This window comes from Gemmatimonadota bacterium (genome assembly GCA_016704275.1).
Taxonomy (GTDB): domain Bacteria; phylum Gemmatimonadota; class Gemmatimonadetes; order Gemmatimonadales; family GWC2-71-9; genus Palsa-1233.
In genome coordinates, this window is record JADJAK010000001.1 from 444,379 (window position 1) to 458,631 (window position 14,253).

Below are 14,253 nucleotides of genomic sequence, written 5' to 3' on the forward strand. Positions count from 1 at the left end.
ACCGGCCTGTGCGACGTCCTTCCGCGACTCACGACCTCCTGCTGGCGTACGACTTCCCGCCCCTCGGCGGGGGCATCGCGCGCTGGATGGACGAACTGGCACGGGGCTATCCGGCGGGTGCCCTGACCGTGTCGACGGGCGTCGTCGCCGGCTCCGATACGATCGACGCGGCGCTGCCCAATCCGGTCGACCGCGTCGGCGTGCCGGTGCACCGGTTGCGCACGGCACCGGGGCTGATGCGCTGGGCGCACCGGGTCGCCCGACTTGGTCGTGCGCCCGCGACGCGTTTCGCATGGGTCGGCAACATTCGTCCGGCCGCCTTCCCGGCACGGTGGGCCTGGGAGCGCACCGGACTCCCGTACGGCATCCTCGTCTACGGCGGCGACCTGCTGTCGCTTGGACCGAAGTTGGCGCGCTCGCGCCTCAAGCGGCAGTTGTATCGCCCGATCCTGGCACAGGCCTCGGTGTACGTCGCCATCTCGGAGTGGACGGCCCAGCTCTGCCGCACGCTGCTGGAGAGTCTCGACCTGCCGACCGAAGGGCGGATTCGCGTCCTCCCGCTCGGCACCGACCCCGCGCGCTGGCGGCCGGACCCCGAAGCGGGGCGCGCCTTCCGGGCGCGTCGCGGTCTGCCGGAGGGCCGCTGGCTGGTGACGGTGGCCCGGCTGGTGCCGCACAAGGGCATCGACACCGCGATCGAATTGCTCGCTCGTCTGGCGCCGACACATCCTGATTTGCACTATCTGGTCGTCGGCCGTGGCGGGTACGAGGCGACGCTGCGCAAGTTCGCCGACACGCTCGGCGTCGCTGACCGCTTCCATCTCTGCACCGATGTCGACGACGAGGAACTGCCGGCGGCCTACGCGGCCGGCGAGATCTATCTGGGGCTGTCCCGGCAGGAAGGCCTCGACGTCGAGGGCTTCGGACTTTCGCTGCTCGAGGCGTCGGCCACCGAACTCCCCGTCATCGCGGGGCGGAGTGGCGGCATCGCGGATGCGGTGGCCGAAGGGGAGAGCGGCGTGCTCGTCGACCCCACCGATCCGGAGCAGGCGACCGACATGGTGGCGCACCTGCTGGGCGACCGCGCGCTCGGCGCCAAGCTCGGGCAGGCGGGACGGGCCCGAGTGATCCGCGGCTTCACCTGGCCGCGGGTGATCGGCGACATGCGCGCGATGTCCGCGGAGTTCGGGCGCCGATGAGCGCGCAACCGACGCAGGAGCTGCTCCTCGACCGGTGGCGGCGCGACCCGCTCTTCAAGCTCGGTGTCGTCCTCGTCGCCGCAGTGCTGGTGGCGGCCGCGGCCGCGCCGTGGCTCGCCCCGCATGATCCACTCCTCGGCGATCTGGCCAACGACTCGCTCGCGCCGCCGGGGGGGAAGTTCCTCTTTGGTGCCGATGCGCAGGGCCGGGACGTCTTTTCTCGCGTGCTCTACGGTGCACGCATCTCGCTCATGGTCGGTTTGATCTCGCAGGCGGTGGCGGTGGCGCTCGGCCTGACGCTCGGGCTGCTCGCGGGGTACTATCGTCGTTGGGTCGACCTGCTCATCATGCGCCTGGCCGACATCACGCTGGCGTTTCCGTCGTTGCTGCTGCTGATCGCGGTCGCGGCCGCGGTGAAGCCCTCGTTGCCGGTGATCTTCCTGGTGGTGGGCGCGGTGGGGTGGGCCGGGATGGCTCGGCTGGTTCGCGGGCAGGTGCTACTGCTGGCGCGGAGCGACTATGTGCTCGCGGCGAAGGCGCTCGGGGCCGGCGATCGGTGGATTCTCTGGCGCCACCTGGCGCCGAACGTCCGCGCGCCGGTGATCATCTCGGCGACGCTCGGCATCGCGGGGGCGATCATGGCGGAGGCGGCGCTCTCGTTCGTCGGACTCGGGGCACAGCCGCCGACACCCAGCTGGGGGGCGATGGTCTCTGAGGGGCGCGATCTCATCCGGGTGGCGCCGTGGGTTTCGGTGGTGCCGGGGTTGGCGGTGGGTGTGGCGGTGCTGGGTTTCAATCTCGTGGGCGATGGCCTGCGCGAGGCGCTGGATCCGACGATGCGGAGGGGGCGGTGAGTCGATTCGAGGAGTTGCGTCACGCGGAATTCGCGGCGCTGGATGGTCAGGGGATCTACCTCAACAGCGCCTCGATCGGCCCCATGCCGTCCCGCAGCGTGGCGGTGCTGGCGGCGTGCAACCGCGATCGCGCCAAACCCGGCCTCTGGTCCGTGGATCGACTGAACGCGGTCCTCTCGGAATCGCGGTGGCTCTCGGCGCGACTGATCAACGCGGCCGAGGATGAGATCGCGTTGATGCCGAACACCACCACCGGCCTGAATGTGGCGGCACGCGCCCTGCCCCTCGGTGCCGGTGATGTCGTGCTCACCTTCGATGGAGAATTCCCGTCGAACATCTATCCGTACCTGGTACGGGGAGGCGAGGGGATCGTGCTGGAGCGGATCCCGCGCACCGTCGAAGGATGGCCGGACGAAGCGCGCTTGCACGAGCGGCTCGCCGACCCGGCGGTGAAGGCGGTGGCGGTGTCGCTCACCCAGTTCAGCAATGGCTATACGCTCGACCTCGCGGCCCTCTCCCGTGCCACGCGCGCGCTGGGAAAGTGGTTGGTGGTCGATGCCATTCAGGCGGTCGGGCAGGTGCCGATTGATGTGCAGGCGACGCCGGTGGACTTCCTGGCGTGCGGGGCGCAGAAGTGGCTGCTCTCACCGTGGGGGACGGGGTTTCTCTACGTGCGCCGTGCACTGATCGGGACCATCACCCCGACCTTCGCCGGTTGGGCCGCGTTCCAGGGGACCGACGACTATTCGCAACTCACCGCCTACAACCCCGAGCCGTGGCCCGATGCGCGCCGATTCGAGCTGATCACGCTGCCGGTGCAGGACTTCGCGGCGATGAATGCGTCCGTCGGGTTGCTGCTCGAGGTGGGGGTCAGCGCGATCGCGGCACATCTCCGCAGCCTGCACGCCCCGATCATCGCGTGGGCGGAGGCGAACGGCGCGACCATCACGTCCGCCCCCGGAGCCCGTGGGTGCGGGATTCTCTGTCTACGGCCGCGCGGCGACGTCCCGGCCGCCTACCAGCGGCTGCAGGGTCACGGGGTGATGTGCTCGCTGCGCGAGGGATCCGTGCGCCTCAGCCCGCACCTCTTCACCCTGCCGCACGAAGCCAGCGCGGTGGTCGAGATGCTTGATCGTTGATCGCAGGCCGCGCGCGACCGGGAGAGGCCACGCCCGGTCCTGCGCGGCCTGCGATCAGTCGCGTCGGAAGGCGATCGCGTTATAGGCGGTCCCCACGACGCGCCCGATGGCATAGCCGAGGACAAACGCGTAGACGAAGCCGATGCAGGCCCCCAGCCACGTCACGCGATAGCCCGGGAAGTAGACGGCCAGGAGCCCGAGGTGCTCACCGACATTTACGCCGCCCCTCATGACGAGCACCGCAGTCGCGATAAAGAGCCCGACACCGAGGATCATGCCGAATGAGGTGCCCCATGCCTGGGCGTTCAGCTTGAGGATCACTCGGCGAACTTCGCGCGCTTCATCCGTGGTCAGCTGCTGCATGAACGTGGTCTCCGGGGGGCGGGCGGTCAGATGTGGTCCATGAAGTCGCGCGTCTGGGCAAACTCGGCTCGCGCCGTCAGCACCAAAAGCTTGAATGCCATCAGGGCGTTGTGAAGGAAGGCAAGAAACCACCCCATCACGAATCCGGTGAACGCGGCCCAGGCGGCTCCGATCACGGCTCCGCCCCACGTCACCTCATAGCCGGTGAAGTAGTTGGCGAGCAGCCCCAGCTGCAGCTCGGGCGGATGCCCGCGCAGCAGCGGGACAGCCGTCAGCAGGAAGCAGCAGGCCGCGGCGGCAAGGCCGACCGCCACGCCCATGGCGGACTTGTGGGCAGGCGCGAAGGCCAGCGCGATCGGGTCGTCGGGATAGGCCGAATGCGTGCTCATCGCGACGCTCCAGGGTGACGGGGGTCAACAGTTGCCGTCTGCGACCGCACAAGGCGAGAGCGAAAAGCGGCGACCAAGGCGGTGCTGTCGACGGGAATATTACACCCGGCACTGCAAGCGGGATACGCTTTCCACCGCGGGCGCGCGCCGCGAACCGCACCCGGTAGCCGCCTCGAGGCAGAGACCCAGCATCCGCTCACCCGCGCTGACCTGCTGTCGGCCGACTGGTGGCGAGGTGTTGCACGATCCCGGCGACTGCCGCCAGGGCATTGCTGGCGTAATACGCCAGGTGCAGCGGGACGACGCGGAAAGCGAAGGCGAGGCCGCGCTGGCTGGCGAACCACCGATAGGTGTCGGCATTGGCCACGGCCAGCACCAGCCACATGCACGCACTCGCCCAGGCGAGGGCCGGTTCCCTGAGCAGCAAACTTCCGACGAGGGTCACCATGCCCAACCCGGCGAGCCCAACCCGGAGCTGCTCCGCCCGTCCGGTGTTGAGCGTCGGCGCGGTCCGGCCCCGGCGCTCCAGCAGCAATCGCATCCAGGGAATGCCACGATCGCGGAAGTCCGTACGCACCATCGGCCAGAGGTGCCACCGCTTGAGGTGCGTCGCCTGAATCGTCGGGTCGAGGCGAATGCGCCCCCCGCGATCGCGCAGGCGATAGCCGAGCTCAATGTCCTCGATCTGGGGACGGGGGAAGCGCGCCGTGTCGAAGCCACCCACCGCTTCGAATGCATCCCGGCGGATGGCGCCGCATCCCGCCCAGAAGGTCTCCGCTTCGCCGGCGCCCCGCAGGTGGACGTACCGATGCAACAGGTTGCGGTACTCGCTCAGGAGCCCGCGCGCGGCCGGCGTATCGTCGTAGCTCCCGAAGACGCCTACCAACATCGGGTCGGCCGCCACCGTGTCGGCGAAACGCTGCAGGGTGGTCGGGTGCACCCGCACGTCGGCATCAATGAAGATCAACCAGGTGCCCTGGGCGCGTGCGGCGGCGGCGTTGCGCGCCCCGCCGGGGCCGCGTGGGGGGCCGTCGAGTTTGATCACGGCATCGGCCCATTGGGCGGCCACCTCGGCGGTCTCGTCGGTGCTCGCGTCGTCGACGACCAGCAGCTCCCACCGCTCGCGCGGAAGGGTACTCCGGCTCAGCGCGGCGAGCGTGTCCGGCAGCAATCGCGCGGCTTGGTGCGCCGGCATGATCACGGAGAAGTCCCGCGCGGAGCGGTCGGTGGTGGAGCTCATGCCCACATCCGTCGAGCCTGGCGCAGGGTGTGGCGCCACGCGACCGCTCGTCGGAAGCGGGGCGTGCCCCAGCCTCGGAAGGGCTCGCGGCCACGGAAATACCAGGCGTCGAGTCGCGGCACGTCCAGTGGATCCGTCGTGCTGGTGACGGGACGATAGCTTGTCGAGCAGGCCACGCTGTAGTGGCGGGCAACCGCGGCGCGCACGCGCGGCGACGTATCGCCATACGGGTAGGCGAATGTCCGGGGCCGGGTTCCCATGCGCTCGGCAATCGTGGCGGCAGAGCCGGCCAGTTCGTCCTCGAGCTCGGCCTCGGCGCATGTGGAGAGCCGGGGATGGTGCTCGGTGTGTGACCCGATGGTCCACCCCGACTCGGCCAGGGTGCCCAGCGCATCCCAGTCGAGAATCGGTGCGGTGGGGACCAGGTCGCTCGCCTTGCCGCCCCAGCGATTGTCGCCGCCGGCATGCTGACTCACCACGAAGACGGTGGCCGCCAAGCCGTGGTCGGCGAGGCGGGGTGCCGCTTCGGTGGCGACCGACGCCAAGGCGTCATCGAAGGTGATGGCGACCGCATTCGTGTCCTCGGGCAATGTCAGCAGTTCCTCCACCGAGGTCACCTGCACCGCGCCGGAGGCCGCCCACGCGACGTGCGTGGCGAAGTCCTCCGGGGTCACCGAGATGACTGAACCGGTGCGATCGATCGAGTGATAGGTGAGGATGGCACGCATCAGGCCGCCTCGGCCTCGGCCTCGGCGATCGGTGCCTCGAGACGCTGCTCTTCGTGGTACTCGAAGTCGGTGTTCACGGCCCAGATGTCGTGGGCAGCGCCCTGCATGTTCCACACGGCCATCATCGCCGTGAGCATCGAGTGGTCCTGATTGTTGTACTTGTGCATCCCGTTGCGGCCGACCGTGTGCAGGTTGGGGATCGGGTCGATCCAGTCCCGCACGTTGTCGAGGTGCTCCCGATACTCGGCGTCGTAGATCGGGTACGCCTTCGGCATCCGGATGACCGTGCCATCCCGCACCAGCCCGGCAGGGGAGAGCCCAAGCTGCTCGAACTCGCGGGTTGCCAGGGCAACCAGCTCGGCGTCGCTGGATTCCCAGAGGCCGTCACCCTGGAAGCAGAAGTATTCCATGCCGAGGCAGGTGCGCCCCGGCTCCGGCACCATCGCGGCGCTCCAGTTGTTGAAGTTCTGGATGCGCCCGACCTGCACGCCCGGCGTGTGGATGTAGATCCAGTTGTCGGGAAAGAGCTTCTCCGTCTCGAGAATCAGCGCCACCACCAGGAAGTCGCGGTACCGAAGCCCTTCGGCGGCTCGGCGCACGGGGGCGGGAACCGGCGGCTCCATCGCGCGCACGAGCGATCGGACATCGGTCGTCGAGATGACGTGGTCGGCTGGGAAGTGCCGTTCGCCCTCGGGGGTGTTGACCCGCACACCGGTCACCTTGCCGTGGGCGCAGTCGATCGTGGTGACGAAGTGCTCCATCAGCACGCGGCTTCCCATCTCGCGCAGCCGGTCGCGGCACGCCTCCCACATCTGGCCGGGGCCGAGGCGGGGATAGCGAAATTCGTTGATCAGGCTCTTGATCGCGGTGCTGCGACGCTGCAGCGAGGTGGCGTTGAGGATCGCGCGGGCGAGCGAGAGGCCCTGAATGCGTTGCGCGGCCCACTCGGCACGGATCTCGGTGCACGGGATGCCCCACACTTTTTCGGTGTAGGTCTTGAAGAAGATCTCATAGAGCCGCTTGCCGAAGCGGTTGCTGACCCACTGCTCGAAGTTTTCCTCGACGGGCGAGGGCCAGATGCGCGCGTGCAGGTAGCTCAGCATGATCCGAACGGCGTTGATCAGCCCCAGGCCACTGAGCGCATTGAAGGCCTTGAGCGGGTAGTCGAAGTACTTGCCGTCGTAGTGAATGCGCGACATCCGCGGCACGCTGATGAAGTCGTCGCCGAGGATCTCCTCCCAGAGCGCCTGCACCGGCTCGATCTTGGTGAAGAAGCGATGGCCGCCGATGTCGAAACGAAAGCCGCGATACTGAGCGGTTCGGGAGATGCCGCCGACCAGGGTGTCACCTTCCAGCACGGTGACCACATGGCCCGCTTTGGCGAGGAGGTAGGCCGCCGTCAGGCCGGCCGGACCCGCTCCGATGACGACGACACGGTCGCCCCGACGGATCGGGGTCACAGTACGCATGGTAGGTGCCGCAGCTTCCATCAGGGGGCCTGTCCTTGTGGGTCACCACCTTGGCCATGAACAACTCGGCCTTTCAGCCATTGGCGCCATCACACATCTGAGCAAGGCGCGTGCCCGGGGCCATAAGCCTCTGGAGCGAGTGCAGCGGGCAGAGGATCAGCCGAGGGAACTAGGATTGCGGTTCCCACTCGGTTGAACGAGGCTTACATGTGGCGTAGATGCAACATGTTGACGTCGAACTGTTGCGGCGCGTTCGGGGGAATTTGCGTTATCCCAATCCGCGCGGCCCTGCCTCGATCCCTACTGCCGCCAGTGTCTGTGTCCTTTTGACATGGTCTTTCAGGGGCTCGCAAGTGTTGCGTCCGGCGCCAACCTCGACTCCGCGTGCGCCGATCAGCTGGGCCCACGGGCAGATCCGCTGGCACCCTTTAGTGAGTCGGGGCAGCTTCCTCGGCCGGAACCCGAGCCACCAACTGTCCCAACGCGGCACACGCATTTCGAGTGGGTCTCTCCCCCGTCGCAATCGGCCGAACCAGCACAGCACCAACCGGGAACTGCTTCGTCAACTCGACTGTCCCGCACCGCGCGAGCAAGGCGCGTCCGTGTAGATCAGCTTCCCCCGCAAGGAGCCGAGTCAGCAGGACGTACGTTGCGATGGTGGTCGTCTGCCGTTCAGGGTTTGTGTTCCGTAGGGAGGTCTCGAGAAGCAGGCTTGGGTGCCCGCTGGCGAGGAAGATGTAGGCCGGTTTGGAGGTCGCGATGACGGCTTCACGTGGCAAGCTGTCGCGAATGAAAACAGCCGCAGCCCTGAATCCGTTGTGTCCCTCCACATCGCATCGAGGGTTGCCTGCAGGCGAGGAGACGCGGCAGTGCCAGGCCTCCTGGGCCGTTGTGGCGGTGGCAGAGAGCCCGACGCCCGCTAGAAAGAGACCCAAGGCACCCGCCACCAGGTCAGGACGGCCGATTCGGGCCCGTCTTGCAAACCAATGGACGCCCACAAGTATGAAAATTGTGATGACGGGCACGAGTGGAGTGAGGAAACGAGTCTGGTGCCAGGGATAGACCATCAGGATCGCCGCGGAGAATCCGATGTACGCAACCGCTGCTGGCCATTGCTTTCTCAGCGCCCACATCCCGAGTCCAGCGAAGACCAAAAAGAGGACGCCTGAAATGGCATTATCCACCGGCTGGTGGTTAATGTCGGGAATGCCAAACTGACCCGCTCCGACATTCGCAAGGTGCGCTTTTGCTTTCTCGACCGCTTCGCTCACGAAGTTGGTTGGATTCTTTGGTGACCCAATGAGGACAAGGTCGATAGCATAGGTCTGCCCTTGGGTGTGGAGCGCAACCCGACGGGCGTAGCCGAACCACCCCAGTACCACGAGCGTGCTCAGTGCCCCGCCGACCAAGAAGGTTTTCCAGCGGCGACCGAGTGCCAGCGGCACCAAGACCGCGGGGATCGTCGCGAGTCCGATACTGCGGGTCAGGAATGACAGCACGGCAACTGCCACAGCGAGCGTCGGGTGACCAACGCGCAGCGTCGACCCATTGGCAAGCGTGAGCCAGAGGGCCAGCATGGAAAGCGTTGCAAAGAGGGTCTCCGGCGCAACTGCCCCGGCGAGGTAATGCAGCGCGGGATTGACCAGTACAATCGACCCGGCCAGAACGCCGAGCCATGGCGCCCCAAGCCGGCGGAGAATGTCAGCCGTCAAGTAGGCCAAGAGCAGCAACAACAGGAAATTTGCCACCAGCGCCGCGTCGAGATGGCCGCCTGCCAGCGTCTGAGTGAGGAGTAGCCAGGCTGGGAGCCCAGGCGGGTACTTCGCGTGGGGCGGGGGCGTCGGCCGGAACTCATCGCGATAGTGCCCGGCGGCGAGCGAGTGCGAAAGGGTGAGGTAATCCGCGGAATCGGTCGGGGCGAGACTGGCGCGCCGTCCGATCCAACCGAGTGTGAGGCCGATGGCAGCAATCAGACAAAGCGAAATGAGCATTCTCCCAGACCAACGCGGCGTTGGCCGGGACAATGTCAGATCCGTCGCTTCACCTGAGACGCTTTGCATTGCTGGTCCTTCGTGGAATGGAGGCACAAGCTGTCACGAGCGACCCTGTGCCCGGCGCGGTGAGGTGGACGAAGTGGGACGGCGGCCATGCTGCGTGAAGTAACTGCGAGGAGACCAGGACGACCCTATGCCACTGCCGAATTCGATCGATCGCGACCGGGAGTTGGTCTCCCGACCACAGCACGATCTGTACCGAGAACAGGGTCCACGGGCAGGGCACTGAGTGCAAAGACACTCGCGGGCGACCACCCCGGCGTCGTGGCGCGGTCGGAGACGGAACCGTTGCGGTTGCAGTCGCCCCACGATCGGTCGTCCTGGAATGACGGTCAGGTCGAGGCGCTGGGGGGGGGCTCCTCCCGGACCTCGACCGTGTCGCGTTGGGGGCGGAGGAGTCGGAGCCAATTGTTGGCCACCGCCGTGGCGACCAGCCAGCAGAGGAAGCCGCCACCCGACACGAGGACGGTGACCACCGGGCCAAAATCGCCGAGCCAGAGGAGGAACGGCATCGGCGCCGCCCAAAGCACTGCGCGCAGGAGCTGGCGCAGGCGCTGCGGCTCCCAGACGACCGCGAAGGGACCGAGGCTGGCGCGGACACTGATGACATTCACCACCAGCGCGCCCAGCAGCCGGGCGAGCGGTGCCCCGGCGACGCCGACCAGCCAAGGGAGGACAGCCATCGACGCGGCGGTCACCATCTGGCCGCGCTGGGCCGTGGCGGCCACGAACTCAAGGCGGCGAAATGCGATGAACCCTTCGCTCAGCATCGCGTTGACGGCGTTCACCGGCAACGCAAAGAGCGCGACCGCCAGGGCGATGCCGCCCGGTTCATAGGCCCGGCCGAAGACCACCGTCACGGCGGCCGTCGACCCCATCATGGCCATGATGCTCCCCCACCAGCAGGGCCGTCAGGAGCGGGTGCATGATGCGAGCGACCACCTCGCCGATCCGGGTGGCGTCGCCGCGCAGCCGCATCAGTGTCGGGAGCGCCGCCGTGGTGACATTGTCGATCACTAAGCCAAGGCGCTCAGCCAGTGACATGCTGGCCGCGAAGATGCCGGCAATCTTTTCGCCGAAGAGCCACCCGATCAAGGGAGTCTCGATCCGATTGATTGCCTGCCCGGTCAGCGACACCTTGAAGAAGCCGAAGGAGCGCGCGGTGAGCACGCGCCACTGCTTCGGCCGCCAGCGCAACCGGATCGGGCCGTAGAATTCCCGCGCACGGTGCGACAGCATCATCACCTTGATGAACGGACCGACCAGATAGGACGCGGCCAGCATCTCGCCCGTCGGGCGCAGGGCCACCGCGACGACCGAGGCGATCGTGAGCAGCGCCCCGCTCCAGAACGTGGCCGCGCTAGTGGCTCGCGCCTGGTCGCGGGCCATCAACCCGTCGGTGAACACTCCGACCATCGCGGTCGGGACGATCCCCAGGGAGCTGACGAGCAGCACCGGCGGCAGCCTGGAACCGGTCGACAGTGCGGCGATCGTCGCCGCCATGACCCATGCCATGACCGTGGCGACGGCGGCGGTGATCAGCCGCACCGACATCAGGTCGTGGAGTCCGCGGCGTGCCCCGGGTCCGCTCCGGGCCAGATTGCGGACCGCGAGTGAACGGAGTCCGAGGTCGGTGATGGTGACGGTGAGGCCGGTGAGCGCGAGGGCAATGCTGAATTGACCGAAACCGGCCGGTCCCACCCGTCTGGTGATGTATCCGGTGCTGAAGAGGGCCACGATGTTCAACAGGACGGGGACCACGCCGAGCCAGCTGGCGTTTTTCCAGATCATCCCGACGTCGGCGCTATCCTGCTGTCGCGCTTGGCTCACACCACCCGCCCTGAGTGGCAGTGGAGCTGGGTCCGACGGCCTGCGAGGCGCCCAACGGAAGGCAGCATGGTACTCCCTGAGGGTGGTGATGGCCGGCGCAGGGGCCAACGACTGGGGCCTGACTCAGCCCCGCCGGGGGACGATATCATTGTTTAGGAAATCGGCCATCCTGCTTGTGATCCTCGACCATCAGGTCAATGCCGGGTTGCTAAAGCCACCAACGCGTCTCCGCCTGGGGGCGCAACTGCTCGTCGCGTCGTCTCGGCGGCTCGAGTCTGCGCGGCGCGCCTCGTGAGCCACTTGCCCCGGGTGTCCGTGGTGATCGCGGCCTACAACGCTGCGGCATTCATTGACGAAGCCTTGGCCGGCGTTGTTGCGCAGACGCGTCCGGCACATGAGGTCATCGTGGTGGACGACGGGTCGACCGACGACACCGGCGCGCGGGTGCGAGCGTGGGAAGGTCGGACGGGCACCACGCGGTTGATCCTGCTCGACGGCCCCAACCGCGGCCTGAGCGTCAGCCGGAATCGCGGCATTCTCAAGGCGTCTGGCGAAGCTCGTGGCCTTGCTCGATGGCGATGACTGCTTCCTGCCGCGGCACCTCGAGCTGCTCGTGCCGGCATTCGAGCGGGCGCCGGATGGTGCTCGCGTTCGGCGACATGATGCGGTTCGACCACGGCGGCGAGGATCGTGGCAGCGTGCTCGGCGCGCTCCGTGAGAGATCGCCCCCATCTCCACCCACTCGGTGATGGCGGGTTGTTCGTGGCGGCCCGGCGCTCCGCCGGTTCTATCTCCTGCGTTCAGCAATCGTACCAAGTGCGTGCCTCGTCTCCCGCGAGGCGATGGCGGTCTCCGGCCTCTTTGACAAGACGCTCGCCTATGGTGAGGATGTCGACTTCCTGTGGCGGTTGCTGGGAGTTGGACGCGCTGCATGGCTGAACCAGATGGTCGGGCGCAAGCGTGTCCACGGAGGAAACGCTTCGGGCCCGGCGCGCGCCGAGTGGTCGGAGCGTCAGTTGTTGCGCACGGTGGCGCAGTTGCTCCGTTTCGGGTCGGATCATGCGCCGGAGGAGGTTGCGGCGCTCAAGCGTCAGTTGGGCCTCACCCTGTGGGAAACGGGATGGCTCGCCTCTGGTCAGGGGTGGCGAGCGTATCACCAGTGGCGAAAGGAAGTGCGGCAGTGGACGGGAAGGCGTGCACCTGTTCAGGCGCGACACCTACTCCGTGTGCTGCGCTCGCACCTGCGTCGCTCGCTGACGGGGGGCTGACGAAGCAGGCCCTCACGGCGTGACCACCCCCACCATTCGAACCACCTCGAAATCCCCCACCCGGACGGCCTTGAGGGTGTTGTTGACCGCGTCGTTCCACCGGGCATCCGCCGTCCCGGAGAGGAAGAAGTCGCTGCCGTTGTCGGCCACGATCATTCCGTAGCGTTTGAGGGCGCGAAGGACGACCCTGGGCATGCGGCGGAAAGCCAGAGATGTCGTAGCTCGCCTTGAGGCGCACCCGCATGCCCATCGGCGCGCGCACCGAACTGGTGCTGCTCGAGGCCCAATGCCGGGCCGGGGCCACGTAGGCCCGCCGGGTCAGCGCCACCGTGAAGCGAAGGCGTGCTCGATGACGCCCTGCTCGACGACCTCGTCGTACCGGACCAGCCCGGGGAGGATCGGCAGCCCCGCCGCATCGGCCGAGGTCCACCCGGCCGGGCGCGTGGTGCCGTTGGTCAGGTCCCAGATCGCCCCCGATCCGGCGCTCCACGCCCCCGCGCTGCCGTTCATGGCGAAGAGCTCGTAGAGGCGGAATTCGTCCTGGGTGACCATGAGCAGGTGACGATCCCCACCAGGCTCGATCGGCGGATTCGCCGGAATCGGATACGGCCCGGTGTCGCTCTCACCGGCATACTCGAATCGGAGTGTGCTCCGAGGGGTCGCATCGGCCACCACGACATAGGGAATCCCGAACGGCCCCCCGTTGTAGCTCGCTCCGAAGTCCGGGTGCAGCCCCTTGGTGAGGCCGATGGCCCCGAGGATTGCTGCGGAGTTGGGGTCGACCTGGGCGGTGTCGACAGGTCGGTTCCAGAGATCATCGGCCGGAAGCAGTCGCCGTCCGTGGAATGAACCATTCAGTCCGAGATCCGGACGGACGCCAGCCGGTGCGGCGGCGGCGGCGGTGGCGGCGGCGGCGGTGGCGGTGGCGGCGGCGGTGGCGGTGGTGGTGGTGGTGGCGGTGGTGGCGGTGGCGGTGGCGGTACTGCCACGACGATAAGGCTGTCCAGGGAGCAACAGCGGCGACCCCGCGGTCGACGTGACCGTGATCGTGTCGACCCGGGTGCCGACCGCGGGCAACGGCGCGGTGCGCGTCCAGCGAATCACGGCGCTGCCAACCCCGCTGGTCGCCGCCACGTGGGTCCACGCACGACGCGAGGTGAGCTGCCACGCGACCGCTTCGGCGCCCGTTCCCGCGATCGCCAGGAGGGCGGAGTCACCGGGGGCGGCCTCGCCTTCGGTGATGGTGGCCCGGCGTGAGGTCGGAGTCAGCGTGATCGAGAGCGGCACCGGCGCGGCCGTCACCAGGACGGTGTCATGGACGAGCACGGTCCGACTGCCGTCGGCGGTCTGCACCTGGATCGTGTCGACCCAGAGCCCCGCGGTCAGCGCGGCGGTCTGTCGCTGCCACTGCAGCAGCCCGGAGCCGGCACCGCCGCTACCCTCCAGCACGGTGCGCGCAGCGCGCGCCACGGCGGTCCACTGCGCGGTGGCCGCACCGTCGCCGGCGAGGGTGATGCTGACGGCGCCCGGGGCCGCGGTCCCGCCGGCTTGCACGGTCGTGCGTTGCCCGATCGGCGACACGCTCATCGTCAACGGCACGGCGGGTGGCGGGGGCGTGACGATCGGCGTGCCGCCGTCGTCGGCGCCACCCCCGGCACAGGACGCGGCGATGAGACACCATCCCATCGCCGCGCCAGCCCACCGTCGTCCAGCCGTCATG

Annotated in this window: 15 protein-coding genes; 5 read left to right on the forward strand and 10 right to left on the reverse strand. The window is 68.0% G+C overall.

Annotated elements, in window-relative coordinates:
- Nucleotides 1-8: 8 nt before the first annotated feature.
- From IPG05_02105 to IPG05_02115, 3 genes are read left to right on the forward strand one after another with little or no spacing between them, the layout of a single operon-like run.
- Nucleotides 9-1,199, forward strand: coding sequence for a glycosyltransferase family 4 protein (locus tag IPG05_02105; GenBank protein ID MBK6493893.1), 1,191 nt, complete (start codon nucleotides 9-11; stop codon nucleotides 1,197-1,199).
- A complete protein-coding gene (locus IPG05_02110; GenBank protein MBK6493894.1) occupies nucleotides 1,196-2,053 on the forward strand; it encodes an ABC transporter permease in 858 nt (285 codons plus the stop codon). Before IPG05_02105 ends, IPG05_02110 begins: the two co-directional genes overlap by 4 nt.
- Nucleotides 2,050-3,192 carry an aminotransferase class V-fold PLP-dependent enzyme gene (locus IPG05_02115; GenBank protein MBK6493895.1) on the forward strand — a complete coding sequence of 381 codons (1,143 nt, stop codon included), beginning with the start codon at nucleotides 2,050-2,052 and terminating at the stop codon, nucleotides 3,190-3,192. The genes IPG05_02110 and IPG05_02115 overlap by 4 nt, the downstream gene beginning before the upstream one ends.
- A gap of 54 nt (nucleotides 3,193-3,246) precedes the next feature.
- On the opposite strand, the gene IPG05_02120 is transcribed toward IPG05_02115, so the two are convergent.
- The 8 genes from IPG05_02120 to IPG05_02155 form a co-directional block, all read right to left on the reverse strand.
- Complete coding sequence (locus IPG05_02120; GenBank protein MBK6493896.1) at nucleotides 3,247-3,555, reverse strand: hypothetical protein; 309 nt, start codon at nucleotides 3,553-3,555, stop codon at nucleotides 3,247-3,249.
- A gap of 26 nt (nucleotides 3,556-3,581) precedes the next feature.
- Entirely contained in the window at nucleotides 3,582-3,944 is a 363-nt protein-coding gene (locus tag IPG05_02125; protein ID MBK6493897.1) for a hypothetical protein, read from the reverse strand.
- A 196-nt stretch (nucleotides 3,945-4,140) separates the two neighbouring features.
- Complete coding sequence (locus IPG05_02130) at nucleotides 4,141-5,184, reverse strand: glycosyltransferase (GenBank protein ID MBK6493898.1); 1,044 nt, start codon at nucleotides 5,182-5,184, stop codon at nucleotides 4,141-4,143.
- A complete protein-coding gene (locus IPG05_02135; protein ID MBK6493899.1) occupies nucleotides 5,181-5,912 on the reverse strand; it encodes a polysaccharide deacetylase family protein in 732 nt (243 codons plus the stop codon). The genes IPG05_02130 and IPG05_02135 overlap by 4 nt, the downstream gene beginning before the upstream one ends.
- A complete protein-coding gene (locus IPG05_02140; protein ID MBK6493900.1) occupies nucleotides 5,912-7,402 on the reverse strand; it encodes an NAD(P)/FAD-dependent oxidoreductase in 1,491 nt (496 codons plus the stop codon). Before IPG05_02140 ends, IPG05_02135 begins: the two co-directional genes overlap by 1 nt.
- Before the next feature lie 407 nt (nucleotides 7,403-7,809).
- Entirely contained in the window at nucleotides 7,810-9,372 is a 1,563-nt protein-coding gene (locus IPG05_02145) for a hypothetical protein (GenBank protein ID MBK6493901.1), read from the reverse strand.
- Nucleotides 9,373-9,767: 395 nt separating this feature from the next.
- A complete protein-coding gene (locus IPG05_02150) occupies nucleotides 9,768-10,316 on the reverse strand; it encodes a hypothetical protein (GenBank protein MBK6493902.1) in 549 nt (182 codons plus the stop codon).
- Complete coding sequence (locus tag IPG05_02155) at nucleotides 10,267-11,265, reverse strand: oligosaccharide flippase family protein (protein ID MBK6493903.1); 999 nt, start codon at nucleotides 11,263-11,265, stop codon at nucleotides 10,267-10,269. The genes IPG05_02150 and IPG05_02155 overlap by 50 nt, the downstream gene beginning before the upstream one ends.
- A gap of 309 nt (nucleotides 11,266-11,574) precedes the next feature.
- Here IPG05_02155 and IPG05_02160 point away from each other — a divergent pair, with 309 nt between their 5' ends.
- Nucleotides 11,575-11,847 carry a glycosyltransferase family 2 protein gene (locus IPG05_02160; GenBank protein MBK6493904.1) on the forward strand — a complete coding sequence of 91 codons (273 nt, stop codon included), beginning with the start codon at nucleotides 11,575-11,577 and terminating at the stop codon, nucleotides 11,845-11,847.
- Nucleotides 11,848-12,107: 260 nt separating this feature from the next.
- Complete coding sequence (locus tag IPG05_02165) at nucleotides 12,108-12,533, forward strand: hypothetical protein (GenBank protein MBK6493905.1); 426 nt, start codon at nucleotides 12,108-12,110, stop codon at nucleotides 12,531-12,533.
- 12 nt (nucleotides 12,534-12,545) lie between these two features.
- Here IPG05_02165 and IPG05_02170 read toward each other — a convergent pair whose 3' ends face one another.
- The gene (locus IPG05_02170) at nucleotides 12,546-12,728 is read right to left on the reverse strand and encodes a hypothetical protein (GenBank protein ID MBK6493906.1); all 183 of its coding nucleotides are present in this window, start codon (nucleotides 12,726-12,728) and stop codon (nucleotides 12,546-12,548) included.
- 123 nt (nucleotides 12,729-12,851) lie between these two features.
- Nucleotides 12,852-14,252: a hypothetical protein gene (locus IPG05_02175; GenBank protein MBK6493907.1), complete on the reverse strand. Its 1,401-nt coding sequence runs from the start codon at nucleotides 14,250-14,252 to the stop codon at nucleotides 12,852-12,854.
- Nucleotide 14,253: the final 1 nt, after the last annotated feature.